This window comes from Rhodococcus tukisamuensis NBRC 100609 (assembly GCF_001894985.1).
Classification (GTDB): Bacteria; Actinomycetota; Actinomycetes; order Mycobacteriales; family Mycobacteriaceae; genus Rhodococcus_G; species Rhodococcus_G tukisamuensis.
The window spans coordinates 84,597-109,298 of sequence record NZ_BCXG01000014.1 but is presented as its reverse complement, the minus strand read 5'-3'; the positions used below and the strand labels follow the sequence as shown (position 1 = coordinate 109,298).

Here is a 24,702-nt window from a genome sequence, read left to right as displayed (position 1 = left end):
CTAGCCAGCGGGGATTGCGGATCCTAGTTTTTGGGGCACTGAACGACACGCCTTCGAACAGGAGCCCGTAGATGTCCCGCACCCGCCGACTGCCCCGAGCGCGCGCCGCGCTCGCGATCCTCCCCGTCGTCGCGCTGGTTGCCGCCTGCGGTTCGGGGGGTGACGACGCCGCCTCGACGGCCACGTCCGGCGCCGAGCCGACCTTCGTCCTCAAGGTCACCGACCCCGGCAACGCCGGCCCGCTCGCGGTCGGCAAGCGCGACGGCACCTTCGACAAGGCGCTGGCCCCGCTCGGCGCCAAGGTCGAGTGGGTCAAGGCGCCGCCCGCGTTCAGCGCCAACCTCAAGCTGTTCAACGCCGGCCAGCTCGACGTCTCCGGCGGCGCCTACAGCCCGGTGGTCGGCGCGCTCTCCAAGGACGTGGCCGTGCGGATCATCGCGGTGGCCGACCCGGTCGACCAGGACCAGAGCGGCATCATCGCCTCCCCGGGTTCGGGGGTGAAGGAGGTCAAGGACCTCGTCGGCAAGCGCATCGCGGTCAACCCGGCGGGCAAGGGCGAGTACATCACCCTGAAGGCGTTGCGCCGGGCCAACGTCCCGTTCGACCAGGTCGAGCGGGTGCCGCTGCAGCCGTCGGACGCGGCGTCGGCGTTCTCCACCGGCCAGGTCGACGCGTGGGCGTCGTTCAACGACCCCTACCAGGAGGCGAAGGCCCGCGACGGCGTCGTCGAGATCGCCACCGAGGCTTCCATCGACTCCAGGGACAACACCATCGTCGCGTTCCGCACCGCGGTGCTCGACCAGCGCCCCGACGTCGCGTCGAAGTACCTCGAGACGCTGCAGGCCCTCACCGAGGGACAGCGGAGCAACCCCGAGGACTACCAGAACGTCTTCGAGAAGGCCGGCCCGCGGGCGCTGTCCGGTGACCGGCTGGCCCGGGCGGTCGACCTCGGGCGCCGGGCATCGGTGCCGCACTACCCGACCGCGGACGACGCCGCGGACCTGCAGGAGGTCGCGGACCTGTTCTTCCAGAACGGGGTGACCACCCGCGCGCTCACCGCCGGCGACGTCTTCTACCCGTTGCAGGACAAGCTCGCCGGGTCCGCGCAGAAGCCGACCACGCCGGACCCGTCTGCGCAGAACCAGTCCGCGCCCACCAAGGGGAACTGACATGGCCACCCTGACCGCGCCCCGTGCGCCGGGCGGGACCATGGCAGCGGGTCGCGGCGCCGCCACCGGGCAGCTCGAGCTGGAGGAGCCGCGCTACCGGGCCGGTCGCAGCCGGCCGCGCTGGGTGTCGATCCCGCTGCGTTTCCTGGTCCCGGCGCTGATCGTCGCCGTCTGGTGGATCGGCTCGGCGACCGGCGCCGTGCCGGAGGAGATCCTGGCCGGACCGCCGAAGGTGTGGTCCGCCTTCGCCGAGCTGTACCAGACCGGGCAGCTGGTGGACTTCTCGATCGCGTCGTTAAAGCGCGCCGCTGTCGGTGTGCTGTTCGGCGTGGTGATCGGGCTGGTGCTCGGTGTGCTGGCCGGGCTGTCCAGCCTCGGTGAGGAAATCGTCGACTCCACTATGCAGATCAACAGGGCCATCCCGTTCCTGGCGCTGGTGCCGCTGTTCATCGCCTGGTTCGGCATCGACGAGACCTTCAAGGTGCTGCTCATCGCGGTCGCCACCGTCGGACCGATGTACGCCTACACCTACCTAGGGGTCCGCAACGTGGACCGCAAGATGGTCGAGGCCGCACAGAGTTTCGGGCTGCGCGGCTGGCGGCTGGTGGTCGGGGCGATCCTGCCGGCCGCGTTGCCGGGAGTGCTGATGGCGCTGCGGATCTGCCTGTCGATCTCCATCACCGGACTCATCGCCGCCGAGCAGGTCGGCACCCGCGAGGGCATCGGTTACCTGGTGACGTTGGCGCAGGAGTACAACCGCACCGACTACATGGTGCTGTGCGTGGTGCTCTACGCGGTCCTCGGCCTGGTCTTCGACGCCGTCGTCCGGGTGATCGAGAAGTTCGCAATGCCGTGGCGCGGTCAGGTGGCTGTCCGATGAGCACCGACACGCCCTTGCCGCCGTTGGCGATCCGCGAGCGCACCGCGACCGCGGCCAGCGCCCGCCGGGCCGGCGAGCCCGTCGCCGTCTCCCTGCGCGGGGTCCGCAAAGCCTTCGGCGACAAGACCGTCCTCGACGGCGTCGACCTGGAGATCCACCGCGGGGAGTTCGTGGTGCTGCTCGGGCCCAGCGGCACCGGCAAGACCACCCTGCTGCGGCTGCTCACCGGGCTCGAAAGGCCCGACGCCGGGCAGATCCTGGTCCCCGGGCAGCGCACCACCGTCTACCAGGAGCCGCGGCTGATCCCGTCCAAGCGGGTGCTGGCCAACGTCACCGTCGGCCAGCGGCGGACCGCCGAGAACCGGGCCCGCGCGGTGCGGGCACTGGCAGAGGTGAACCTCGAGACCAAGGCCAGGCAGTGGCCGGCCACCCTGTCCGGCGGCGAGGCCCAGCGGGTCGCACTCGCCAGGGCGCTGGTCCGGGAGCCGGAACTGCTGCTGCTCGACGAGCCGTTCGCCGCGCTCGACGCCCTGACCCGGCTGCAGATGCAGGACCTGGTGGGCGACCTGGTGGCCCGGCACCGTCCCGCGGTGCTGCTGGTCACCCACGACGTCGACGAGGCCGTGCGGCTGGCCGACCGGGTGCTGATCCTCAACGAGGGCCGGTTCGCCGTCGACGTGGACATCGACCTGGCCCGCCCCCGCGACCGCACCGATCCCGAGTCCCTGCGTTACCGCGCAGCGTTTCTCGCCGAACTCGGAGTCGGCCGCGCCGCTTCCGACGACACCACCTAAGGAGCACGTGATGACCGCAGTAGCCGCCACCTCCCTCGACACCCTCTGGTACACCCGCTGCCCCGTGCCCACCGCGAGCGGCCTTGCGCACAGCCTCGGCTGGCTCGCCGACGCCGCCGCCGACGCGGGAGTGAGCCTGGGCGTGCTGCAGGAGGCCGGCCCCGAGCTGGCCGTCCGTCACTTCGACCACCAGCTGCTCGGGCTGGTCCGCGAGGGCGGCAACGTCCCCGCGATCGCCGCCCGCGCCCAGGGCTCGTCCACCCGGCTGGTCGGCCTCACCTGGATCGACGAGTCGCAGGCCGTCGTCGTCGGCCCCGAGTCCGCGGTCGCGGGGCCGTCCGACCTGGCCGGGCTGCGGATCGGTGTCCCGGCCTGGGCCCAGGACCAGGCACGGAGCTTCCCCCGGGCCATGGCCCTGCACGGCTTCGCCAACGCGCTGCGCCTCGGCGGCCTGACGCTGGCCGACGTGACCGCCGTCGAGGTCGACGTCGAACGGAACCCACAGGTGCGCAGTGCTGTTCGCGGCAGTCGGCGCACCACCACCTGGGGCGTCGACGAGCTGCTGCGTGGCGACGTGGACGCGATCTACGTCAAGGGTGCCCGTGCGCAGGAGGTGGCCCGCGAGCACGGTCTGCGGGTCGCGGTGGACCTGGACGCCACCGACGCGAAGCGGCGGCGCGTGAACAACGGCACTCCGCGGCCGATCACCGTGCACGCGGACCTGCTCGAGTCCCGGCCCGAGCTGGTGGTGGGGTTCCTGGCGCAGAGCCTGCGCGCCGCGGACTGGGCGGCCGACAACCTCGACCGGGTCCGTGAGGTCCTCGCCCGCGAAACCCTCTCCGGCCCCGAGGGAGTCGCGGCGGCCTACAAGGACGGCTTCCACCTGGACCTGCACCCGTCGCTGTCCGACGAGCGGGTCGAGCTGATCGACATCCAGAAGCAGTTCCTCTACACGCACGGCTTCCTGGCCGCGGACTTCGACCTCGAGTCCTGGGTGGCCCGCGAGCCGCTCGAGCGTGCCCGCGAACTGCTGGCCTCGGGGAGGGCGGCGTCATGACCGAGCTCCTCTGGCAACTGCCCTCCCGCGGCGACGGCCGACACGCGACGCCCGGCACGCGCAACCGCGGCGGCTTCGGCGGACCGCGGGTGCCCACGGTGGCAACGGACCTGCGCCCCGGCAACTTCGGGCCCTTCGACGACCTCGCCCAGATCGTGCTGGCCGCGGAGCTCTCCGGCCTCGACGGGGTGCTCGCGCCCTACGACCCGCTGGGGGAGGAGTCGTGGATCGTCGGCGGCGGGGCCCTGCGCGACACCCGGCACGCCCGGGTGGTCGTCGAGTTCCAGCCGGCGTTCGGCAGCCCGGTGTACGCGGCCAAGGTGTCCGCGACCCTGCAGCGACTGTCGGCCGGCCGGCTGGCCTGGCGGATCCAGGTGGAGACCGACGAGGCGGACGCCCGGGCCAGGGGCGACCGGGTCGCCGGCGCCGACCGGTACGCCCGGGCCGCGGAGTTCCTCGCCGTGGCCCGCGGGGTGTGGAACGAGACCCCGCTCGCCGGTGCCGGATTCAAGGGCACCGACTTCCACTTCACCGGCGAGTACTTCGACGTCGTCGACGGTGGCTTCCGCGGAATCCTGTCCGGGCTGCCGTTCCCCACGGTGTACCTGTCCGGTTCCTCGGACGAGGCGCTGGACCTGTCGGCGAGTCACGGCGACGTGCACCTGTTCACCGAGACCGTCGACGGTGTCGGCGACCTGGTCGCCGCGCTGACCGAGCGGGCCTCGGCGCAGGGACGCACGGTGCGCGCCGGGCTGGAGCTGCCGATCATCGCCCGCGAGAGCGAGGACGAGGCGTGGGCCCGGGTCGAGCGGCAGTGGCGCGAGGTCCATCCGGACAGCCCCGTCGCCCACGAACTCGACCTCGGCGGCGGTCGCTGGGCCGGGTTCACCGAGCTGGGCTACGACGAGCCGATCGGACTGGTCGGCAGCTACGAGCAGGTGGCGCAACAGCTCTCGGCCTACGTCGACGCCGGAATCGACAGCTTCGTCCTCACCGGGCGCCCGCACATCGAGGAACTGCACCGCGCCGGCGAGCACCTGCTGCACCTGGTGGACCCGGCCGGACGCACCATCGCAGGACAGGAGGCCACCGCATGAGCACCGACTTCTACTGGCGGATCGGCATGGAAGGCGACCACGCGTCGCTGCGCACCCCGCGGCGCTACAACCGCGGTCATGCGAACGGATACGGCCCGGGCAACATCGCGCCCGCCATCCGCGGCGGCGAACTGGACGGCTACGGGTACATCGACCACATCGCGGCCGTGGCCAAGGCGTCCGAGTCGGCGGGGTTCCTCGGCGGGCTGCTGCCGTCGTTCCCGGTCACCGAGGACCCGTGGGCGGTGGCGTCGGCGCTGGCCCGCGAGACCACCACCTACAAGTTCATGGTCGCCTTCCAGCCGGGATTCCTGCATCCCGTCCAGGCGGCGCGGATGTCGGCGAGCCTGCAGCGGGCCACCGGCGGCCGGCTGGTCTACAACATCATCAGCGGCGGCGGGGGACCGGCGCAGCTGTGGTGGGGCGACAAGGTCGACCACGACGACCGGTACGCCCGCACCAGCGAGTTCCTCGACGTGCTGCGCGGCGTCTGGGACGGCGACCCGTACCAGCACGCGGGCCGGTTCTACGCCACCGACGGCGCCGCGCTGCCCCCAGGCCTGGCCGGTCAGCCGTTCCCGGAGGTGTACTTCTCCGGGTCGTCGGCCGCGGCCGTGGGTGCGGCCGGGCGGCACTCGGACTACTACCTGTCCTGGCTCGAGCCGTTCGCGGATCTGCGCGCCAAGTTCGACGGGGTCCGCACCCACGCCGAGAAGCTCGGGCGGACACCGAAGTTCGCGGTCCGCATCGACGTCGTCGCCCGGCACACGGAGGAGGCGGCCTGGGCGGAGATCGAGAAGGGCTGGGCCTTCGTCGACCGCGACGCGGCGAACAGGGCCGCGCAGGGCGACTCGGTCGGTGCCGCCCGCATCAAGGGCTGGGTGCCCGAGAACATCACCGGCTACCGAGATCTCGAGGTCCAGCCGAACGTGTGGTGCGGGTTCAGCCTGATCCGCGGGGGACCCGCGTTCGGACTGGTCGGCAGCTACGAGCAGGTCGCGCAGCGCCTCGACGAACTGCGCGAGCTCGGCGTGGACGCGTTCATCCTCGCCGGCAACCCACACCTCGAGGAGGCCTACCGCGTCGGCGAGGAGGTCCTCCCGCTGCTCCAGGCGACGGCGCCGCCCGTGCGCCCTTCCGGCGATCAGGACCACCCCAACCACACACGACTCATCACCCGCTAGGAGAAAACATGACCACCACCGAATCCCGCATCTCCGAGACCGTCGCGGACTTCGCGGCGAGCGCCACCCGCGACGCGGAGAAGGCGTTCCGCGTCTTCCGCGAGACCGGCACCGTCTCCGCCAACGGCACCGTGAACTTCGTCGAGCGGGTGCCCGGCGAGGAGATCGCCGTCGCCCTCAACGAGCCCGGCCCCTGGGCCGACGACCGCACCGTCACGCCGGTGATCGCCACCTTCGACGGCGAGGTGCTCTCCGGTCGTGGCTCCGCCGGCTTCGTCACCGGCTACGCCAAGGTGTTCCGCGAGCACCCGGAGATCACCTCCGTCGTGCACGTGCACACCCCGTGGCTCGGCGGTTTCGCCCAGACCCACAAGAGCCTGCCGATCCGGTACGCGGCCTCGCAGCGGCTGACCCTGTCCCGCGAGATCCCGCCGCACATCGACCGCAGCGTCGGCGCGGGCGAGTTCATCCTCGAGCAGTTGGTCCGCGACCCCGACCTGGTCGCGATCTTCGAGGCCAACGGGGGCGTCAACGTCATCGGCCGCGCCGGGCTGCTCGAGCTCGCGAAGTTCGTGGTGCTGCTGGAGGAGGGTGCCCAGTACCAGGCCATCGGCGAGTCCGTCGGCGGCACCGTCGAATTCGACAAGACCAACCTCGTCGCGCAGTGGTCCCGCAGCGGACTCGTCGACGAGGCGCGCAGGCGGGGGCTCGTCTAGCCCCCGCCCCACCGCCGGTGCGCCTTCTCGGTAGTCCCCCTGCCGAGAAGGGCGCACCGGCCCGCACCGCACTTCCCGTCTCGACTCAGGAGCAATTCGATGACCGTTCGCGTCGGCTACTTCCCGCACAACAACTCCCTGTTCGTCCTGCGGCACCGCGGGATCCTCGAGCGCGCCCTACCCGACGTGGAATGGGTTGACCTGCGCGCCCTTCCGGAGCCCGCGCCGGTGGACGTCAGGACCGCGCTGCCGAGCCTGCACTCGGACTGGCTGTTCGCCGAGGGCGGCTACGACGTCATCGGCACCGGCTTCACCCCGCCGCTCACCGCGCTCGCCAAGGGTCACGACGTGATCTACATCGGGATCTCCGGGCCGCGGATCGAGAACGGCCGCCTGGTCACCCTCGCCGGTTCCGGCATCGAGACGGTCGCGGACCTGAAGGGGCGGCGCGTCGGCATCGCGCACGGGTCCTGGCAGACCAGCCTGCTGCTGCTCGCCCTGGACAGGGTGGGGCTGACGTGGGCGGACGTCGAGCCCGTCGACACCGGTGTGCTCGAGGGCGGGGCCGCGCTGGTCGCCGGCGACCTGGACGCCTGGGTCGGCGCCTACCCGGGCCTGGCCGCCGTCGAGAACGCCCACGACGTGCGCACCCTGGTCGACACGGAGTCGCTGTTCGGTCACCAGTCGCTGTGGTTCACCAGCCGCGACTTCGCGGAGCACAACCGCGAGGCGCTCGGGGCCGTCGTCGAGGCGCTGCAGGAGTCCGACGCCTGGATCGAGGCGAACCCCCGCGAGGCGGCCCGGTACTTCGTCGACGACGCCGTCGCCCGCGGCGGGCAGGCCGACCTGGACACCTGGGAGGGGGCACTGCGCGGTCGCCCGTGGGGCGTCGACCCGGTGAGCGAGTCGTTCCTCGACGAGCAGCAGCACACCGCGAACCTGTTGGCCGCCAACGGTCTGCTGCCGCGCACCGTCGATGTGCGGTCCGCGGTGGTGCCGTGGATCGGCGAGGCGGTGCAGGCCGGCAGGGCAGCCGCGACCGTCTGACGCGGTGACCGGTTCGACGGGAGGGCAGACCGCACCGTCCGTCGAATCGATCTCGCCGAGGCGCGCCCGAGGCCGGCGTCGGTACCGTCGTGTGTAACGGTAATGATCAGGCGCGCGCCCCTCGGCCGCACGCCATTGGTCCGGCACAGCGGAGAAGGCGGTCAGTTTCATGAAGAAGTACGTCCCCACCTGGCACGACGACGAGGTCCGTGCCCTGTCCGAGCTCGCGCTCGGGTTCTTCGAGCGTGAGGTGGTCGCGCACAACGAGAAGTGGGACGCCCAGCACCGCATCGACCGCGACGTGTGGCGCACGGCCGGTGAGCTCGGCCTGCTGCTCTGCTCGATCCCGGAGGAGTACGGCGGCGGGGGCGGCACCTTCGCCCACGACCTCGCCGTCTTCGAGGCCCAGGGCTACGCCGGCGACCTCGCCTTCGGCGTCTCGGTGCACAGCGGCATCGTCGCGCACTACATCGCCGAGTACGGCTCGGAGGAGCAGAAGCGGGCGTGGCTGCCGGGGATGGCGACCGGCGAGATCCTCGGCGCCATCGGCATGACCGAGCCCGGCGCCGGCTCCGACCTCAAGGCGATCAAGACCACCGCCCTCCGTGACGGCGACGACTACATCGTCAACGGGTCCAAGACCTTCATCACCAACGGCTCGTCCGCCGACATGATCGTGCTCGCCGTCAAGACCGATCCGAAGGCCGGCGCCAAGGGCGTGTCCCTGCTGATCGTCGACCTGCGGGACTGCCCTGGGTTCGTGGTGGGGCGGGTGCTGGACAAGGTGGGCCAACAGGGCGCCGACACCTCCGAGCTGTCGTTCACCGACGTCCGGGTGCCCGCCTCGAACCTGCTCGGCGACGCCGAGGGCCAGGGCTTCGGGCAGCTGATGGCGCAGCTGGTGCAGGAACGGCTGATCATCGGCGCGCAGGCCGCCGGCGCCATGAAGCGTGCGGTCGAGGAGACCGTCGCCTACACCAAGTCGCGGCAGGCGTTCGGGCAGAGCCTCTTCGAGCTGCAGAACACCGCGTTCGAGCTGGCCGAGTGCCAGACCATCGCCCGCACCTGCGAGGTGTTCCTGGACCACTGCGTCCAGTCGCACCTGGCCGGCGAGCTCGACCCGTCCGAGGCGGCGATGGTCAAGTACTGGCTCACCGACAAGCAGTGCGAGGTGATCGACCGCTGCGTCCAGCTGCACGGCGGCTACGGCTACATGCGCGAGTACCTGATCGCGCGGATGTACCAGGACGCCCGCGTGCAGCGGATCTACGCCGGCGCCAACGAGGTGATGAAGTCGATCATCGCGCGGTCGCTGTGACCCGGTACGCCGAGGACCTGACGGTCAGCGAGGTGATCGAGCTCGACGACCGCGGCCGCGGGCTGGTGACCACCACCAGTGAGCTGCGGGGCGGCGGCTGGGCGTAGGCCGGGCGGGGCGTGGGTCACCAGTACTACCGGCTCGGTCAGGTCCCGAACCGGTAGTGCAGGTGAACCGTGCCGCCGCCGAACCGGCGTTCCGCCACGAGTTCGAGCCGCGCCCGGACGCCGTCGGGCAGCGCCCGGGTCCCGCCGCCCACCAGGACGGGCACGAGGAACAGGTGGCACTCGTCGACCAGCCCGGCCCGGATCGCCTGTCCGGCCAGGCCCGGGCCGCCGACACTGAGGTCCCGCGTTGCCGACGCCTTCATCCGGCGGACCACCTCGGGGTCGAACTCCCGCTCGATCCGGGTCCTGGCGCCGGGTGCCGACTCGAGAGTCCTGGAGTAGACCACCTTGTCCGCCGCCCGCCAGATCCGCGCGAAGTCCCGCATCTCGGCCGGCTCGTCCGGGCCGGTGGGTGCGGTCTCCCAGTAGCGCATCGTCTCGTACATCCGGCGCCCGTACAGGTTGGTGCCGACCGTCCTTTCGAGATCGTTGACGGCGCCGTGCACCTCCTCGTCCGGCGCGGCCCAGTCGAAGTTGCCGTCCGCGTCCGCCGTGTAACCGTCGATCGAGGCGATCGCCGAATAGATCAGCCTGCCCATGGTTGGCTCCCTTCTCGTCCGTCCAGTGAACCAACGGATGCGCTCTCGCGGCCGGATCGGTGGCAGGATCTACGGGTGTGACCACCGCGAATCTGACCCGTGACGAAACCGCAGCGCGCTCGGCGGCGATTACCGTCCGCGCCTACCGCGTGGAACTGGACCTCGCGGCCGCCCCCGACCAGTCCCGGCCGGGCTTCGCGACCACCACCACCCTCGAGTTCGACGCGACCGCCGCGCACACGTGGATCGACTTCCTCGGCCTGTCCGTGGAGTCGGTGACGGTCAACGGCGAGACCGTGCCCGTTGAGTACGACGGCGCCCGCATCGCCGTCCGCGGACTGGGTCCGTCGAACGTGGTGACGGTGGCTGCGACGGGCGAGTACAGCCGTTCGGGAGAGGGACTGCACCGCTTCCACGACCCCGTCGACGGGCAGACCTACCTCTACACCCAGTACGAGCCGGCCGATGCGCGCCGGGTGTTCGCCTGCTTCGAGCAGCCGGACATGAAGGCGCCGTTCACCTTTGCCGTGACCGCCCCAGCGGGCTGGGAGGTGGTCTCGAACCGGACCGTCGCCACCCGCGAGGCAGACGACGCCCGGCAGGTCGTCGAGTTCGAGCCGACCCTGCCCATTTCCACCTACCTCACTGCGGTCGTCGCCGGTCCCTACGCCCGCGTCGAATCCTCCTGGAGCCGGGGAGATCTCACGGTTCCGCTCGGCGTTCTGTGCCGCGCATCGCTGGCGCAGTACCTGGACGCCGACACCGTCCTCGAGGTGACGGCGCAGGGCCTCGACTTCTTCGCCGAGCAGTTCGACTACCCGTACCCGTGGGGCAAGTACGACCAGGTCTTCGTCCCCGAGTACAACCTCGGCGCGATGGAGAACCCGGGCCTGGTCACCTTCACCGAGGCGTACGTGTTCCGGGGGGCCGCCACCGCCGCGCAGTACGAGGGCAGGGCCAACACGATCCTGCACGAGATGGCCCACATGTGGTTCGGCGACCTGGTCACGATGGTGTGGTGGGACGACCTGTGGCTCAAGGAGTCGTTCGCCGACTACATGGGCGCCCTCGCCAGCGCGGAGGCCACCCGGTGGACCGACGCGTGGGTGGCGTTCGCGAACCGTCGCAAGGCCTGGGCGTACTCGCAGGATCAGCTGCCGACGACGCACCCGATCGTCGCGGACATCGTCGATCTCGAGGCGGCCAAGCTCAACTTCGACGGCATCACCTACGCCAAGGGCGCCAGCGTCCTCAAGCAGCTGGTCGCCCACGTCGGGCGCGTGGAGTTCTTCGAGGGTGCGCGCCGCTACTTCCGCGCGCACGCGTTCGGCACGGCCACGCTCGAGGACCTGCTGGCGGAGCTGTCGGCGACGTCCGGCCGGGACCTGACGGCGTGGGCGCAGGCCTGGCTGCAGACCAGCGGGGTCTCGACGCTGACGCTCGAGCGCCGCGGCAAGCGGCACGAGATCGTCCAGACCAACCCGCGGCCGCACACCCTCGCCGTCGGGCTCTACGACTTCGACGACGCCGGCTCGCTGGTGCTGACCGAGCGCCTGGAGGTGGACATCTCCGGTGTGCGCACCCCGGTCGAGCTGACCGAGACGCCCCTGGTGCTGCTCAACGACGGCGACCTCACCTACGCCAAGGTCCGGCTGGGCGGGTTCTCCCTCCGCACCGTCGAGGCCTCGCTGGACCGCGTCGTCGACCCGCTGGCGCGCGGGTTGGTCTGGTCGGCGCTGTGGAACGCCACCCGCGACGGCGTGCTCCCCACCGAGCGCTACCTGACGATGGCCCGCACCTTCGCGCCCACCGAATCCAACATGGCACTGCTCACCGCGGCGCTGGCGAACGCGTCCTACGCCGTCGGGCACTACTTGCGCCCCGAGGCCCGCGACCGGTGGCGCAGCGAGTGGCTCGAATCCTCTTGGGCCGCAATGTCCGCCGCGGAACCGGGATCGGGGGAGCAGCTCGCGTGGGCCCGGGCGGTCGCGGCGGCGGCGACCGTCCAACGCGACCGCGCCACTGACCTGCGCGCGGTGCTCGACGGCGGGGCAACGGTGCCCGGGCTGCGGCTCGACCCCGACCTGCGCTGGTCCCTGTGGACCGCGCTCGCCGCGACCGGTGACGCGGACGCCGCGGACCTCGACGCCGAGCTGGCCCGCGACGACACCGCGTCGGGCCGCACTGCGCACCTGCGGGCGATGGCGGCGCGCCCGGACGAGGACGTGAAGGCCCGCGCCTGGGCGTCGGCGTTGGAGGACACGTCGCTGACCAACGACCACCTCGACGCGGTCATCGGCGGCTTCCGGGCAGGCGCACGACGCGACCTCATCGCCCGGTACGACGGCGAGTACTTCGCCTCGATCGGTGACGTGTGGGCATCGCGCAGCATCGAGATCGCCCGCCGCATCGTGGTCGGGCTGTTCCCGGCCGCGGACTCCCTGCGCACGGTCGACGCCTGGCTCGACGAGCATGCGGAGGCGCCCACGGCGCTGCACCGGTTGGTGCTCGAACAGCGTGACCACCTGGCGCGGGACCTGCGCGTGCGGGGAGTCCGCTGAGGCACGGCCGGCCCCGGTAGCCGCCGGTCGGCGGGGCCGGTTTCGCCGACATCGGCGGCCGGTTTCGCCGGCACGTGCCTGTTGACGTGCGGGTTTGCCGTTCACCGCATTTCACTGCAGATCTCCTGAATGTCGCTTAGTATTCGCTTTCGTCGCGGGCTGGGTGGGGGCCCGGTTCGCGACTCGCGGGCGCCGCAGATCGAAAGGTCCGCGGCGGCGAGAGATGAGGAGCAGCCGCCGTCGGACGACCGTCGGCGCGACGCTCCCTCCCGACACAGGAGCGTCCGGACAGATCCAGGGGGGATCATGCAGGACAGGGAATTCGGCGTGCGAAATCGGCGCCGACGCGTACAGCGAGCGACGTTGGCGGGGGCGGTTCCGCTCGCGATCACGATCGTGTGCACCGGGGTGGCAGTCGCCGCGCCGACGGAGCAACCCGGCGTTTCGGTACCGGAGGAGTCGCAACCCGGTGTGGTCACGGCCGAGGCCGACCAGCCCGGAGTGGCGCCCGCCGAGGAGCCCGCGCCGGTGCCGGAACCCGAGCCGGCGCCGCGTCAGTACTGGGTGGCGCCGCCGACGGAGTACCAGCAGATCGAGTACCAGCCGTACCAGGCGCCGAGCACGTACGACGTGCCCGGGTACGAGCAGCCGGCCGGGTACGGCGAGCCTGTGTACGAGGAACCGCAGGTGCTGCACCTGCCGACGGCGGTGGAGACGGTCGCGCCGATCCAGGCGCCCAAGAGCATGCTGCGCGCGGGCGACTTCATGGTCGACCAGCAGACGGTGCGGCTGAGCGACGACGACCTCGAGCGCACGAACAACCAGTTCGCCATCGCGGAGTCGCAGGTCGCGACCTTCTGGAAGTCCGTCGGTTTCGAGCCGGAGCGGGCGCAGAAGGTGGCGGCGGCGACCACTGCGGGCGCGGCGAGCGGGGCGCTGGCCGGCGGCACCGCTCTGGGTGCGCCGGCGGCGGTGGTGGGTGCGGTACCCGGCGCTCTCATCGGCGGCACGATCGGCGGACTCTCGGGCGGTGCGATTGGTGGGGTGGTGCTACCGGGTGTCGGCTGGGTTCCGGGTGGCACGGTGGGCACCGTCGCCGGTGCGGGAATCGGTGCCGCGGCCGGCGCCGCGGTGTTGGGCATTCCGGCCGCCGTCGTCGGAGGCACCGCTGGTGGGCTCGTCGGCGGCGCGGCCGGCACCGCGTTCGGCGCCGGTGACGTCGACGGCGAGCCGCTAGTCGACCTGACCCCGACCTCCACACCGGAGCCGGCCGCGCCCGCTCCGGTCGTGATCGACACCGATGCGGTCACCGAGCAGACCCGGGCGGTCGTGGCGAAGGTCGAGGCCGGGCCCGGTGGTCCCGAGGTGGTCGATGGCGTGCGCGTCGTCGCCGACGCGGCGCCGCGGGTGGCGCAGGACGTGGCCGGCGCCGTGACCGGTCGGGTCGATGTCGTACGGACCGTGGCGATCTCGCAGCCCGGCGGGCTCGAGCGAGTGACCTCGCTCGAATCGGCCGTCGTGAATTCGCCGGTCGGCCCGGTGGGCGGCCAGGTCGAAGAGGTCCTGACGGCCGTGCGCGCGGGCCTGGCCTAGCGGTCGCGGCGGGGAGGGGAGTTCCGGCAGCGTGGGTACGCGTCCGACCTGGCAGAGCGTCCGCGACGACTGGTTCGCGGCCGCGGAGTCCACGCCGGATGTCGGTGGCGGCGGCGCCAAGCCGCGCGCTGGCGCGATCGATGCGGCGAGCGTGGAAGCGTCACAGGCGGATTCATCGGACGGGCCCGAGCGGGTGCCGCCGGCCGAGGGCGAGCTGACCGCCTATGTCGCAGGGTCGGTGTCCGGGCCGCTGGCGGCGTCCACTCGTCGACGGCGCCGGGGTGTCCCGGCGATTGCTGCTGTGGCACTCCTCGTCGCCGGTGGGGTGTTCGCGGCGGTGACCCTCGGGGACCGGTCCGGGCCGAGCGAGGACTCCGCGGTCGCGGCAGCCGAGCAGTCCGGAGTGGGCGTTGGCGCCGACGAATCAGGCTGGGCGGCAACGGTTCCCGCGTCGGCGGAGGATCTGTGGTGTGCGGGACTCGCCCCGGGCGAGCCCGCCACCGTGGACTCGCCGGATCCGGGGGCGGCCGCGATCGCGGGGTTCGAGGACGCCTACTACGGGGCACGGGACGGGGCCAAGGCCCGGACCTTCGTGGCAGAGAACGCGCGGGTCGGATCCGCGGAGGTCCTGACCCGGGGAATCACGGAGTCGATCCCGGTCGGCACGACGCACTGCGTCGTGGTCAAACGGACGGGGGAGGGCGCATACGCGGTCGACCTGTTCGAGCGTCGCCCGGACGGCGCCACCACCCGGTACCGGCAGGCGGTCACCACCGTCGGCAAGTCCGGGTCACCCACGGGCGAGGTCATCACCGCAATCAGCAGGCGGGAGGGGCAATGAGACCGATCCACAACAGGCCGCGGCCTGGATCCGAGGTCCCTGGGGAATCGAGAACCGGCTGCACTGGGACCGTGACGTCGTCTTCGGCGAAGGCCGTTCCACCGTCCGTGTCGGCCGCTCGACCTTTTTCCGATCGGTAAGCGCGGCTTATCGATACACGAAAGAAAGTACCTGGACTTCCCTACCCGCCCGGTGCGATTGTTGTCCACATCACGTCGGAACCTGTATGAGTCTCGAACATGGGAGTTCTAAGAATGAAGGCAGCCCGCTATCACGGAGTTGGGGATATTCGCTTCGACGATATTCCGGAGCCTATTGCAGGTCCTGGTCAGGTAAAAGTTCGAGTTCATTTCAACGGCCTGTGCGGAAGTGATCTGCACGAGTATTACCACGCGCCCATGATGGCGCCGATCACGCCGCATCCTCTCACTGGGGTGAGCGTCCCTGTCGTCCTCGGTCACGAGTTTTCCGGCGAGGTCGTGGCGATAGGTTCAGAGGTTGACGGGTTGTCGGTCGGCGACGCTGTGGCGGTAGAGCCCACCGTCAACTGTCGACGATGCGCGGCCTGTCTGGCCGGCTCGTACAACCTCTGCAGCAGCATCGCCGCAGTCGGCTACAGCTGGGCGGGTGGGGGTGGACTCGGACAGTATGCGGTCGTCGACGCTGATCACGTCTATCGGCTTCCCGACGGGATGAGCACCCGGGACGGGGCATTGATCGAACCCCTCGCCGTGGCCCTGCACGCCGTGCATCGTGGCGATGTCGCGCCGGGGAACAGTGTCGCGGTTCATGGGGCCGGTCCCATCGGAATCGGGGTGTTTCTGGCGTTGCGGGCCATAGGCATCGAGGACATCACCGTGATCGAGCCGTCGGCGGCCCGGCGCGCGGCGATCGAAGCTGTCGGAGCGACGAAGGTCATCGATCCCAATGAGACGGATGTCGTCGCGGAACTGCGCGCGCACACCGATGGAGCCGGTGTCGCGAGGTCGTTCGAGACTGCCGGCGTGCCGGCCACTTTCCTGAACGCAGTCCGCTCGACGGCTCGACACGGCCGAGTCGTGGTCGTCGCGGTGCATCAGAAGCCGGTCGAGTTCAACCCCACCGAGATCCTGTTCAACGAGTGCGAGATCGTCGGCTCCATCGCGTACTGCCGCGACTACCCGGAGACCATCGAGCTCATGGCTCGGGGGGCGTACCCGCTGGAGAGTTGGGTGCAGACGATCGCATTCGAGGACCTCATCACCGACGGGTTCGGTCCGCTCAAGGACCAGACAGCCATCAAGATCCTGGTCGACATGACCGCAGTCGGCTGACGGACCGAAACCCCAACCACGGAATAGAAAGAGAAGCCCATGACCGCTGCCTCGAACCTCGGACCGACATTCTGGATGACCGACCCCGGCGTCACGCCGAAGGGTGCCAGAAAGGAATTCGTCGACCCCGACGACATTCCGTGGACCGACTGGCTGATGCCCGGAACGCAATTCAAGCTTCTGTACTGCAACCTCGTGTCCGGCGCATTCACGCTCATTCTGAAAGTGGATCCCGGAACTGTTGCCACTCCGCATTGGCATATGGGAAATGTGCAGGCATATCTACTGGAAGGCGGATTCTATTACGAGGAGGACGATCCCGGCATGGCCGGTATGTACACCTGCGAGGTAGCCGGCGCCGTGCACACGCCGATTGCCCCGGACGGCTGCGTCATGCTCGCCATGGTCGAGGGCCCGATCGCCGGTTACCTGCCCGACGGCGGACTCGGGGTCGTCGCCGACGCCCGACTGCACTACTACATGGCGCGTGACAACGGCGCCGTCGAGAAGCTCCAACTGGTCGACTACGCCACCGATCCGTCTCAGGACATGCACGCCCAGGCGATCGGGTAGCCGCCGAATCGGCTAACCTGACAGCCGATTCTCCAACCGATGGTGTGCGAGGTGAAGCATGTATGTCTCGCCGCAGGCGCTTCGGTGTTTCCTCGCCGTGGCAGACGAGCTGCACTTCGGACGCGCCGCCGCGCAGCTGCACATGACCGGACCGGCGCTCAGTCAGCAGGTGTCCCGGCTGGAGAAGGACCTGCGTTTCCTGCTCTTCGAACGCAACTCCCGACACGTCGAGCTGACCGAAGCCGGGCGCGCGCTGATCCCGCAGGCACGCGCCGTCGTGGCCGCCAACGAGAGCCTTCTGCGGTGGCGTGAATCGGTCCGCCTGGGCCGTCGCAGCATCGACATCGGGTTCATGGCAACCGGTGCCGGTCAGCTCACCACGGCCGTGTTGGATCGGCTCCGCTCCGCCGATCCGGATCTGCAGGTGAGGTTGCATCATCTCGAGTGGAGCCAACAACTGGCGCCACTGCTGGCCGGCGACATCGACGCGGTCTTCGTTCGCGAACCGTTTCCTGCCGAGGGAGTCCGGCGCCGGCGACTTCTGTCCGAGCGACGGGTGGCCGTGCTTGCGCACGACCACCCGTTGGCCGCCCGGGAGTCGATCCGGTTCGCCGAGATTGCCGCAGAGCCGTTCATCAGCAGCAGCGGCGGGCCGCCGGAATGGACCGACTTCTGGATGGTGAACCCGCGGCCGGACGGCACCCGAGCCGAACCGAGCCTTGCGGTGTCGACCGTGGAAGAACTACTCGAAGCGGTCGCCGCCGGCGCAGGGGTCGCCACCACGCCGGCGTCGCTGCCCATGTACTACCGCCATCCGTTGGTCAGCTTCGTGCCGATCGAGGACATCAGCCCGAGCGTGGTCACCCTGTGCACGTTGGAAGGCAACCGCAGGCCGGAGCTGGCAACGCTTCAGGATGCGATCGGTGAGGCCTGTCGCCAGGTAGCGCTCGAGCGGCCAGTGGGGTGAAGCTCGGGCTTCGTCCACGCGCTCACGTCGTGCGATCGGCGCGGTGGAATTCGGCCTCCGGGGTGGGCGCGGCTGGTGATCGCGTGCGGACGACAGCCTGTTCGCCCCGCGGTCCGAACAGGTGCAGGATCTCGACTGCGTTCGAGTCCCCGGGGCCGAACCAGTGCGGCTCACTGGTATCGAACTCGGCGACTTCGCCTGGGCGAAGGATGAATTCGCGCTCACCGAGGATGAGGCGCAGTTCGCCCGCCAGGACGTACAGCCACTCGTAGCCGGCGTGGGTCACCAGCTTCGGCTCGCGGGGGGCGAGCACCTCCTTGAACACCTGCACGCGGCCCGGGAATTGCGTCAGCGGTACCAGGGTGGTGCCGCGGCGTTTGCGGATCGGGGTGAGGTGGACACGGGGATCTCCCGTGGCAGGCGCGGCGATCAGCTGTTCGATCGCGACGCGATGTGCGCGCGCAAGCGGAATCAGCAGGTCGAGGGTGGGCCGGCGCTTGCCGGACTCGAGCCGGGACAGCGCGCTGACGGAGATCCCGGTCTCGGCCGACAGGGACTCCAAGGTGAGGCCTCGGTCGTTGCGCAGTCTGCGCAGCCGGGGGCCGATGTCGTCGATGATCCGTTCCACGTCGCCGTCCACGACCACCATTTTGCGGTCTTCGCAAAATCGCTGGGCCGTCGGCGGGCCACGCCGCGACCATTCGGGGATGGACAGACACCGCCGGGTACGGCAGATGACGAACGAGACGACACTCCTCGCCCCACCGGGGTTGAGCCCGCGTCGACAGTGGACGGTGCTGGCGGTCTGCTGTTCGAGCATGTTCGTCGTGGGGATGGACACGACAGTCGTCAATGTTGCCCTGCCCGCGATCGGGCAGGACCTGGGCGCGGACGTGCGCAGCCTCGAGTGGATCGTGGATGCGTACACCCTTGCCCTTGCCGGCCTCCTGATCTCTTCCGGGGCGCTGGCCGACCGATTCGGACGACGGCGGGTGTTCCAACTCGGATTGGCGGTGTTCGCGGTCGCCTCGTTGGCCTGCGCACTCGCCCCTTCGCTCGGCGCGCTCGCCGCGGCCCGCGTTGTTCAGGGTGTGGGCGGATCGATGCTCAGCCCCGTGGCCCTTGCAATCGTCGTGAATGCGTTCTCCGATCCGAAGCAGCGGGCACGGGCCATCGGTGTCTGGGCGTCGGTCTTCGGGCTCAGCATGGCGGTGGGGCCCGTCGTGGGTGGTGCGCTCATCTCGGTTTGGGGCTGGCGATCGGCGTTCTGGATCAACGCGCCGATCATCGTGATCGCTCTGGTGCTGAGCGCGGTGTTCGTGCCGGAGTCGCGAGCGCAGCAGCCCCGGAGCCTGGACGTGCCCGGTCAGGCCCTGCTCGCGGTCATTGTCGGTGTGTCCGTCGGCGTGCTGATCGAGGGGCCGCGAATCGGTTGGGTTTCGCCGGCGGCGCTGGCCGCGTACGCCGGCGTCGCCGGTGCGGCAGTCGCGTTCGGCAGGCTCGAATCTCGCCGACCCGAGCCGTTGATGGATCTGCATTTGTTTCGCAGGCCGGCCTTCACCAGTGCGGTGGTGGGGGCGGTGGCAGTGTTCGTCGCGCTGAACGTGACGTTGCTGATCAGCACGCTGTATCTGCAACAGGCCCGCGGATTGACGCCGCTGGCCGCCGGCGCGGCCACCCTGCCCCTCGCCCTCGGGGCGACCGTGTGTGCACCACTGTCGGGCCACCTGGTCGGGCGCCTCGGACCGAGACCACCCCTCGCGCTGGCCGGCGGCTTCATCACGGCCGGGGGACTGTTGCTTCTCGCTCTCGACAGCGGCACCGGAGTCATATGGCTCCTGACGGCCTATCTGCTCATTGGCATCGGTTTCGGTTTCGCCAATGCCCCGATCACCAACACCGCGGTCGGCGGGCTCCCGCCGGATCGCGCCGGTGTCGCCGGCGCGATCACATCCACTGCTCGCCAGTTCGGTGCGGCGGTCGGTATCGCCGTCGCAGGCAGCATTGTCTCCGGCGTCGGTCCGGCGCAATTCGCGCACGCGTCAGGCCCCGCCTGGCTTCTCGTCACCGCCTGTGGGCTCTTTCTGTTCGTCGTCGCGCAGGCATCGCGCCCCGTCGCGGACTCCGTCTCCGGTTCGGGTCGGTGATGCGGAGGGCGTGCTGTCAGGGATCGTCGGAGTCGCGGCCCGCGAGCTGGAGCCCGATCCGCGTCAGATCGCCCGATGATCTGCGGGAACCCTTGCGTCGCAATGACGCCGCGCGCGCCAACTTCGAGAAGTTCCCACGGAGGGTCAGCGGGTGCCGAGGACTGCACTCAGCCCGAGCGCAACCGCCACGAAACGTTCGACGGCACGGGGCAGGTCCGAGGCCAGGAAAACGAGTTCGACGGTCGACGGTGCGGCGTCCACGATGGGTCGTGCGGTGGTGTCCGTTCGCCGGAACAGGCTGGCCACCCCTGCGCCGGTGATCGCAACCGCATCGGTGGTCGCGACGACCTGGACCATCTCCTCGATGCTGTTCACCATGGGGCCGTAGGTGGGACGTGTGCCGTCCGGCCGCGGATCGATCGACCACCAGTTGCGCCAGTCCCGGGTCCCCTCGCGGGTGTCCACCTGGACGACGTCGGCGAGGTCGACGATCCGTAGCTTCCGCCGGCGGGCCAGCGGGTGGTCGTGTGCCATCAGCAGGACACGAGGCTCCTCGAACAGAACGACCCGGCGTAGCCGGGGGTGCGACTCGAGAGGCGGGCGGGCGACGACCATGTCGACCCGACCGGAGGTCAACGCCGACAGCTCGTCCCCCCACGCCAGCTGTGTCAGTTCCAGTTCCACTTCGGGTTCTCGTCGATGGAACTCGTCGACAATCGGACGGGTCAGCTCCCCGGCGCCGCCGGCCAGGAATCCGAGGCGCACCTTCCCGGACGAGCTGCGCTTGTGGCGACGGGCCGCGCCGACCGCAGATTCGGCGGCGGCCAACAGCGCCCGGCTCTCTTCGAGGAAGTCCTGCCCGGCCTCGGTGAGGCGAGCTCCGCGGTGGTCACGCTCGAGCAGTGAGACGCCCAGTGTCTCTTCGAGCTTGCGTACCTGCTGACTCAGTGACGGCGTCGCAATGTGCAGTTGCTCAGCTGCTTTCGTGAAGGTCCCGGCGTCGGCGACAGTCACGAAGTAGCGCACGAGCCGTAGGTTCAGATCCATCGTGCACGACCTTAGGTATTCGTCTAACGATCGGGCGAGAATACGTCATGGACGTGACGGCCGCCACATCGGAGCATGGGTGGGTCCCCGAATCAAGGAGGAAATCCGATGTCTGTCAACGCCACTCACCATGACGATGCCCGTGTGGTCGATCCGATCCGCCCGCAACTGACGGGTCCCGAGATCGACCCGCAGTCCAACGCTCCGGTCGCAGAGGTCTTCGCTCGCGCGAGCTCCCTGGTGACCGGGCCGACGCTCAGCCTCGCCTCCCGGGTCAACAACTGCGACGACATCCCGTGGACCCCGTTCCCGATGCCGGGTACGTCTTTCAAGCTCCTGAACATCAACGAGACCACCGGTGCGGCCTCGATCCTGCTGTACGTGGCGGAGAACGCGCAGGCGCCGCTGCACATGCATTGCGGCGCCGCGGAGGCGTTCAACATCTTCGGCCGCTGGGCGTACGAGGGCGAGGCCGAATCCATCGGCCCCAACCACTACATCTACGAACCGTCCGGCATCGTGCATCTGCCCAAGCAGGAGGTGGAGTCCCTGATGTTCGGCATCTTCCACGGGCCGATCGTCGGGTACAACGAGGACGGCACCGTCGCCGGGGTCATCACGCACGAGCTGCTCTACGACCTCGCCGCGGCGAACGATGCGGTCGCGCACCTGCCTGCTCGGACGGGCCGCTAGATGGCGGGCGCGGTCCTCGTCACGGGTGCCGGAGGCGGCCTCGGGCGCGGTGTCGCCGAACGGATGTCCGCCGACGGCCGGGGTCTGGCACTGTTCGACATCGACAGGGAGCGGCTGGCGGAAACCGCTGTCGCAGTGGGGTCCCGCGGGGTGACAGTGACCACCCACGTGGTGGACATCTGCGACGTGGGTGCGCTGCGGGCGGCCGTCGCGGAAGCCTTCGCCGCGCACGACGACCTCGACGGTCTCGTCAACGTGGCCGGGCTCGGCGGATTCCGGCAGTACGACGCACTCGACGTGGACACCTGGGACAAGACGTACGCGGTCAACGTCCGTGGGGTCTTCTTCGCCATCCAGGCCTTCGCCGCGGAGCTGGCCACGCGTGGTCGTGAAGGGGCCGTGGTCAACTTCTCCTCGATCGCGGCCCGGAACGGGCACGAGTTGCTGACCGCGTACGGCTCGTCGAAGGCGGCCGTGCTGGCGTTGACCCAGTCATCGGCCCGTGCGCTCGCCCCTTCCGTTCGCGTCAATGCGGTTCTGCCCGGCCTGATCTGGACGGACATGTGGCGACAGTCCGCCGGCTGGCTCGCCGAGCACGACCCGGCTCTCGCCGGGGTGGCGCCCGAGCAGATCTTCGGCGGGATGGTCGACCAGCTCATCCCGATGAAGCGCCCGCAGACCGTCGAGGACGTCGCCGGAGCCGTCGCGTACCTGCTCTCGGCCGACGCGGCCAACGTCACCGGGCAGTCTCTGCACGTGGACGGCGGCGCGGTGCTCCCGTAGCCCCGGATCCCGGCACGACCACTCCCTCCGCGCACATCGCGCGGGGGGAGTGGTCGTTGTCGTGCCCGGGGACATCCCGATCTCGCGGTCGGCCCACGGTGATTACCGAACCTTCGGTAGGCTGACGTCGAGCCGCACGTTCTGAGGCGGGTGCCCACGTCCTGGAAGGAACGCGCGAGATGGCGGCGGCAGGTCCAGTCCGAAGAACGGGGTCGCCCGGGCGACCGGGATACGATCTCGACTCGTTGCTTGCCGTTGCGGTGAAGGTGTTCAACGACAAGGGCTACGACGGCACCAGCATGGAGGCGCTCGCTCAGCGGCTCGGCATCACGAAGTCGTCGATCTATCACCACGTATCCGGCAAGGCGGAGCTCCTGGAACTCGCGCTGGCCCGGGCCCTCAACGCGCTCTTCGCGGTCACGACCGAGGATCAGGTGACCAGCGGTCGGTCCATCGATCGACTCGAGTACCTCGTGCGGCGAAGCGTCGAGGTGCTCGTGACCGAGCTTCCCTACGTGACATTGCTTCTCAGGGTTCGTGGGAACACGGCCGTCGAGCGACGTGCCCTCGCACGCCGACGGGAATTCGATGCCTTCGTCAGTGATCTGGTGGTGGCCGCCGCCGAGGAAGGCGACCTCAGGCCGGGGATCGACCCGGCGCTCACGAGCCGGCTGGTATTCGGGATGGTCAACTCGCTGATCGAGTGGTACCGGCCGCGCGGGGGTGAATCGGTCTCCGAGCTCGCCGATGCGGTAGTCGCGCTGACCTTCGACGGGATGAGGGCCTGACCCCGGGGGTTCCCGGTGACGGACGTACCGACAAGACGGGGCGCCTCGGATCGGATCCGAGGCGCCCCAACCTTTTTCAGGAAGGTCGATTGTCGATCAGGCGACGTGCTTTGCCGATCGATCGGTCCAGGCTCCCCGGGGACAGGACCTCCACGGCGACGGTGACACCGATGCGGTCCTTCACCAACTGCCGCAGCCTGCCGGCCTGACGGTCGGCCTCGAGGGTCGAGGTGTTCGGCCGGGACTCGACGCGGACGGTCAGCTCGTCCATTCGGCCGGGCCGGTCGAGAACGCACTGGAACTGGGGGGCCAGACCGGCTACCGCGAGAATGAGTTCCTCGATCTGGGTCGGAAAGAGATTGACTCCGCGCAGGATGATCATGTCGTCGGTTCGGCCGGTCACCTTCTGCATGCGGCGCATCGTGCGCGCAGTGCCCGGTAACAGTCGGGTGAGGTCGCGGGTGCGGTAGCGAACGATCGGCATCGCCTCCTTGGTGAGCGAGGTGAAGACGAGTTCGCCCTCCTCGCCGTCGGGCAGCACCTCGCCGGTGACCGGGTCGATCACCTCCGGGTAGAAGTGGTCCTCCCAGATGTGAAGGCCGTCCTTGGTTTCCACGCACTCCATCGCGACCCCAGGGCCCATGACCTCGGACAGTCCGTAGATGTCGACCGCGTCCATGCCCAGCTGTTGCTCGAGTTCGCCGCGCATTTCCTCGGTCCACGGCTCCGCTCCGAAGACGCCAGTGCGCAGTGATGTCCGGGCCGGATCGATTCCCTTGGCGAGCATCGCATCGACGATCGTGAGCATGTACGACGGGGTGACCATGATCGCATCCGGACGGAAGTCCTCGATCAGCTGGATCTGACGCTCGGTCATCCCTCCCGACATCGGAATGACCGTGCAGCCGAGCCTTTCCGCGCCGTAGTGGGCGCCGAGTCCGCCGGTGAACAGCCCGTACCCGTAGGCGACGTGGACCTTGTCGGACGGCTTCACGCCGCCGGCGCGAAGGCTCCGCGCGATCAGGTCGGCCCAGTTGTCGAGGTCGGTAGCGGTGTACCCGACCACGGTGGGACGTCCCGTCGTTCCCGACGATGCGTGAATTCGTGACACGTGATCCTGTGGCACTGCGAACATCCCGAACGGGTAGTTGTCCCGCAGATCTGCCTTCGCGGTGAACGGGAACTTCGCGAGATCGCCGAGGTCCTTCAGATCGCCGGGGTGGACCCCGGCGTCGTCGAACGCCTTCCGGTAGTGCGGGACGTTCTCGTAGGCGTGGCGCAGCGACCACTGGAGGCGCTCGAGCTGCAGGGACGAGATGCGGTCGCGCGTTGCGAATTCGATGTCCTGTGACGGGGTGACGGTGCTGGTCATAGTGGTCTCCGGGTGCCGCGGTCGGGCGCGACTGGGGTCGATGTGGTGAAGGGCCG

Annotated in this window: 23 protein-coding genes; 19 read left to right on the top strand and 4 right to left on the bottom strand. The window is 69.9% G+C overall.

The window, feature by feature from the left end; all coding sequences use genetic code 11:
* The first annotated feature begins 71 nt into the window (after positions 1 to 71).
* The 9 genes from RT2_RS15870 to RT2_RS15830 all read left to right on the top strand — a co-directional run bounded on the left by RT2_RS15870 (position 72) and on the right by RT2_RS15830 (position 9,262).
* Positions 72 to 1,169, top strand: a complete 1,098-nt coding sequence (locus RT2_RS15870) for an NrtA/SsuA/CpmA family ABC transporter substrate-binding protein (RefSeq protein WP_072845760.1) — start codon at positions 72 to 74, stop codon at positions 1,167 to 1,169.
* A gap of 1 nt (position 1,170) precedes the next feature.
* On the top strand, positions 1,171 to 2,049 hold the full coding sequence (locus RT2_RS15865) for an ABC transporter permease (protein ID WP_072845759.1): 879 nt from the start codon (positions 1,171 to 1,173) through the stop codon (positions 2,047 to 2,049).
* The gene (locus tag RT2_RS15860; RefSeq protein ID WP_072845758.1) at positions 2,046 to 2,843 is read left to right on the top strand and encodes an ABC transporter ATP-binding protein; all 798 of its coding nucleotides are present in this window, start codon (positions 2,046 to 2,048) and stop codon (positions 2,841 to 2,843) included. Before RT2_RS15865 ends, RT2_RS15860 begins: the two co-directional genes overlap by 4 nt.
* Positions 2,844 to 2,853: 10 nt before the next feature.
* On the top strand, positions 2,854 to 3,900 hold the full coding sequence (locus tag RT2_RS15855) for an ABC transporter substrate-binding protein (protein ID WP_072845757.1): 1,047 nt from the start codon (positions 2,854 to 2,856) through the stop codon (positions 3,898 to 3,900).
* Positions 3,897 to 4,997: an LLM class flavin-dependent oxidoreductase gene (locus RT2_RS15850; protein ID WP_072845756.1), complete on the top strand. Its 1,101-nt coding sequence runs from the start codon at positions 3,897 to 3,899 to the stop codon at positions 4,995 to 4,997. The genes RT2_RS15855 and RT2_RS15850 overlap by 4 nt, the downstream gene beginning before the upstream one ends.
* Positions 4,994 to 6,181, top strand: a complete 1,188-nt coding sequence (locus RT2_RS15845) for an LLM class flavin-dependent oxidoreductase (protein WP_072845755.1) — start codon at positions 4,994 to 4,996, stop codon at positions 6,179 to 6,181. Before RT2_RS15850 ends, RT2_RS15845 begins: the two co-directional genes overlap by 4 nt.
* 8 nt (positions 6,182 to 6,189) lie before the next feature.
* Entirely contained in the window at positions 6,190 to 6,897 is a 708-nt protein-coding gene (locus RT2_RS15840) for a class II aldolase/adducin family protein (RefSeq protein WP_072845754.1), read from the top strand.
* A 99-nt stretch (positions 6,898 to 6,996) separates the two neighbouring features.
* Complete coding sequence (locus RT2_RS15835) at positions 6,997 to 7,944, top strand: ABC transporter substrate-binding protein (RefSeq protein WP_072845753.1); 948 nt, start codon at positions 6,997 to 6,999, stop codon at positions 7,942 to 7,944.
* A gap of 169 nt (positions 7,945 to 8,113) precedes the next feature.
* Positions 8,114 to 9,262 (top strand): acyl-CoA dehydrogenase family protein, encoded by a 1,149-nt coding sequence (locus RT2_RS15830; RefSeq protein WP_072845752.1) that lies wholly within the window; start codon positions 8,114 to 8,116, stop codon positions 9,260 to 9,262.
* Positions 9,263 to 9,407: 145 nt separating this feature from the next.
* Here RT2_RS15830 and RT2_RS15825 read toward each other — a convergent pair whose 3' ends face one another.
* Positions 9,408 to 9,968, bottom strand: a complete 561-nt coding sequence (locus tag RT2_RS15825) for a dihydrofolate reductase family protein (RefSeq protein WP_072845751.1) — start codon at positions 9,966 to 9,968, stop codon at positions 9,408 to 9,410.
* Between the two features lie 77 nt (positions 9,969 to 10,045).
* Here RT2_RS15825 and pepN point away from each other — a divergent pair, with 77 nt between their 5' ends.
* The 6 genes from pepN (at position 10,046) to RT2_RS15795 (ending at position 17,816) form a co-directional block, all read left to right on the top strand.
* The gene (gene pepN, locus RT2_RS15820) at positions 10,046 to 12,529 is read left to right on the top strand and encodes an aminopeptidase N (RefSeq protein ID WP_072845750.1); all 2,484 of its coding nucleotides are present in this window, start codon (positions 10,046 to 10,048) and stop codon (positions 12,527 to 12,529) included.
* A gap of 306 nt (positions 12,530 to 12,835) precedes the next feature.
* Positions 12,836 to 14,122 (top strand): insoluble domain protein, encoded by a 1,287-nt coding sequence (locus tag RT2_RS15815; protein ID WP_139191251.1) that lies wholly within the window; start codon positions 12,836 to 12,838, stop codon positions 14,120 to 14,122.
* Between the two features lie 31 nt (positions 14,123 to 14,153).
* The gene (locus RT2_RS15810) at positions 14,154 to 14,963 is read left to right on the top strand and encodes a DUF8176 domain-containing protein (RefSeq protein WP_072845748.1); all 810 of its coding nucleotides are present in this window, start codon (positions 14,154 to 14,156) and stop codon (positions 14,961 to 14,963) included.
* A gap of 254 nt (positions 14,964 to 15,217) precedes the next feature.
* Positions 15,218 to 16,276, top strand: a complete 1,059-nt coding sequence (locus RT2_RS15805; RefSeq protein ID WP_072845747.1) for a 2,3-butanediol dehydrogenase — start codon at positions 15,218 to 15,220, stop codon at positions 16,274 to 16,276.
* A 39-nt stretch (positions 16,277 to 16,315) separates the two neighbouring features.
* The gene (locus RT2_RS15800; RefSeq protein WP_072845746.1) at positions 16,316 to 16,849 is read left to right on the top strand and encodes a 2,4'-dihydroxyacetophenone dioxygenase family protein; all 534 of its coding nucleotides are present in this window, start codon (positions 16,316 to 16,318) and stop codon (positions 16,847 to 16,849) included.
* A gap of 58 nt (positions 16,850 to 16,907) precedes the next feature.
* A complete protein-coding gene (locus tag RT2_RS15795) occupies positions 16,908 to 17,816 on the top strand; it encodes a LysR family transcriptional regulator (RefSeq protein WP_072845745.1) in 909 nt (302 codons plus the stop codon).
* A 22-nt stretch (positions 17,817 to 17,838) separates the two neighbouring features.
* On the opposite strand, the gene RT2_RS15790 is transcribed toward RT2_RS15795, so the two are convergent.
* The gene (locus tag RT2_RS15790) at positions 17,839 to 18,465 is read right to left on the bottom strand and encodes a helix-turn-helix domain-containing protein (protein ID WP_174556719.1); all 627 of its coding nucleotides are present in this window, start codon (positions 18,463 to 18,465) and stop codon (positions 17,839 to 17,841) included.
* Between the two features lie 169 nt (positions 18,466 to 18,634).
* Here RT2_RS15790 and RT2_RS15785 point away from each other — a divergent pair, with 169 nt between their 5' ends.
* On the top strand, positions 18,635 to 19,963 hold the full coding sequence (locus RT2_RS15785) for an MFS transporter (protein WP_245709482.1): 1,329 nt from the start codon (positions 18,635 to 18,637) through the stop codon (positions 19,961 to 19,963).
* A 144-nt stretch (positions 19,964 to 20,107) separates the two neighbouring features.
* Here the strand turns inward: RT2_RS15785 and RT2_RS15780 are convergent, their stop codons facing one another.
* Positions 20,108 to 21,010, bottom strand: a complete 903-nt coding sequence (locus RT2_RS15780) for a LysR family transcriptional regulator (protein WP_072845743.1) — start codon at positions 21,008 to 21,010, stop codon at positions 20,108 to 20,110.
* 108 nt (positions 21,011 to 21,118) lie between these two features.
* On the opposite strand from RT2_RS15780, the gene RT2_RS15775 reads away from it, so the two are divergent.
* From RT2_RS15775 to RT2_RS15765, 3 genes are all read left to right on the top strand, one after another.
* A complete protein-coding gene (locus tag RT2_RS15775) occupies positions 21,119 to 21,703 on the top strand; it encodes a cupin domain-containing protein (RefSeq protein ID WP_169888394.1) in 585 nt (194 codons plus the stop codon).
* Positions 21,704 to 22,486 carry an SDR family NAD(P)-dependent oxidoreductase gene (locus RT2_RS15770; RefSeq protein ID WP_072845741.1) on the top strand — a complete coding sequence of 261 codons (783 nt, stop codon included), beginning with the start codon at positions 21,704 to 21,706 and terminating at the stop codon, positions 22,484 to 22,486.
* A gap of 179 nt (positions 22,487 to 22,665) precedes the next feature.
* Positions 22,666 to 23,274, top strand: coding sequence for a TetR/AcrR family transcriptional regulator (locus tag RT2_RS15765; protein ID WP_072845740.1), 609 nt, complete (start codon positions 22,666 to 22,668; stop codon positions 23,272 to 23,274).
* Positions 23,275 to 23,350: 76 nt separating this feature from the next.
* Here RT2_RS15765 and paaK read toward each other — a convergent pair whose 3' ends face one another.
* Entirely contained in the window at positions 23,351 to 24,646 is a 1,296-nt protein-coding gene (paaK, locus tag RT2_RS15760; RefSeq protein WP_072845739.1) for a phenylacetate--CoA ligase PaaK, read from the bottom strand.
* Positions 24,647 to 24,702 lie beyond the last annotated feature (56 nt).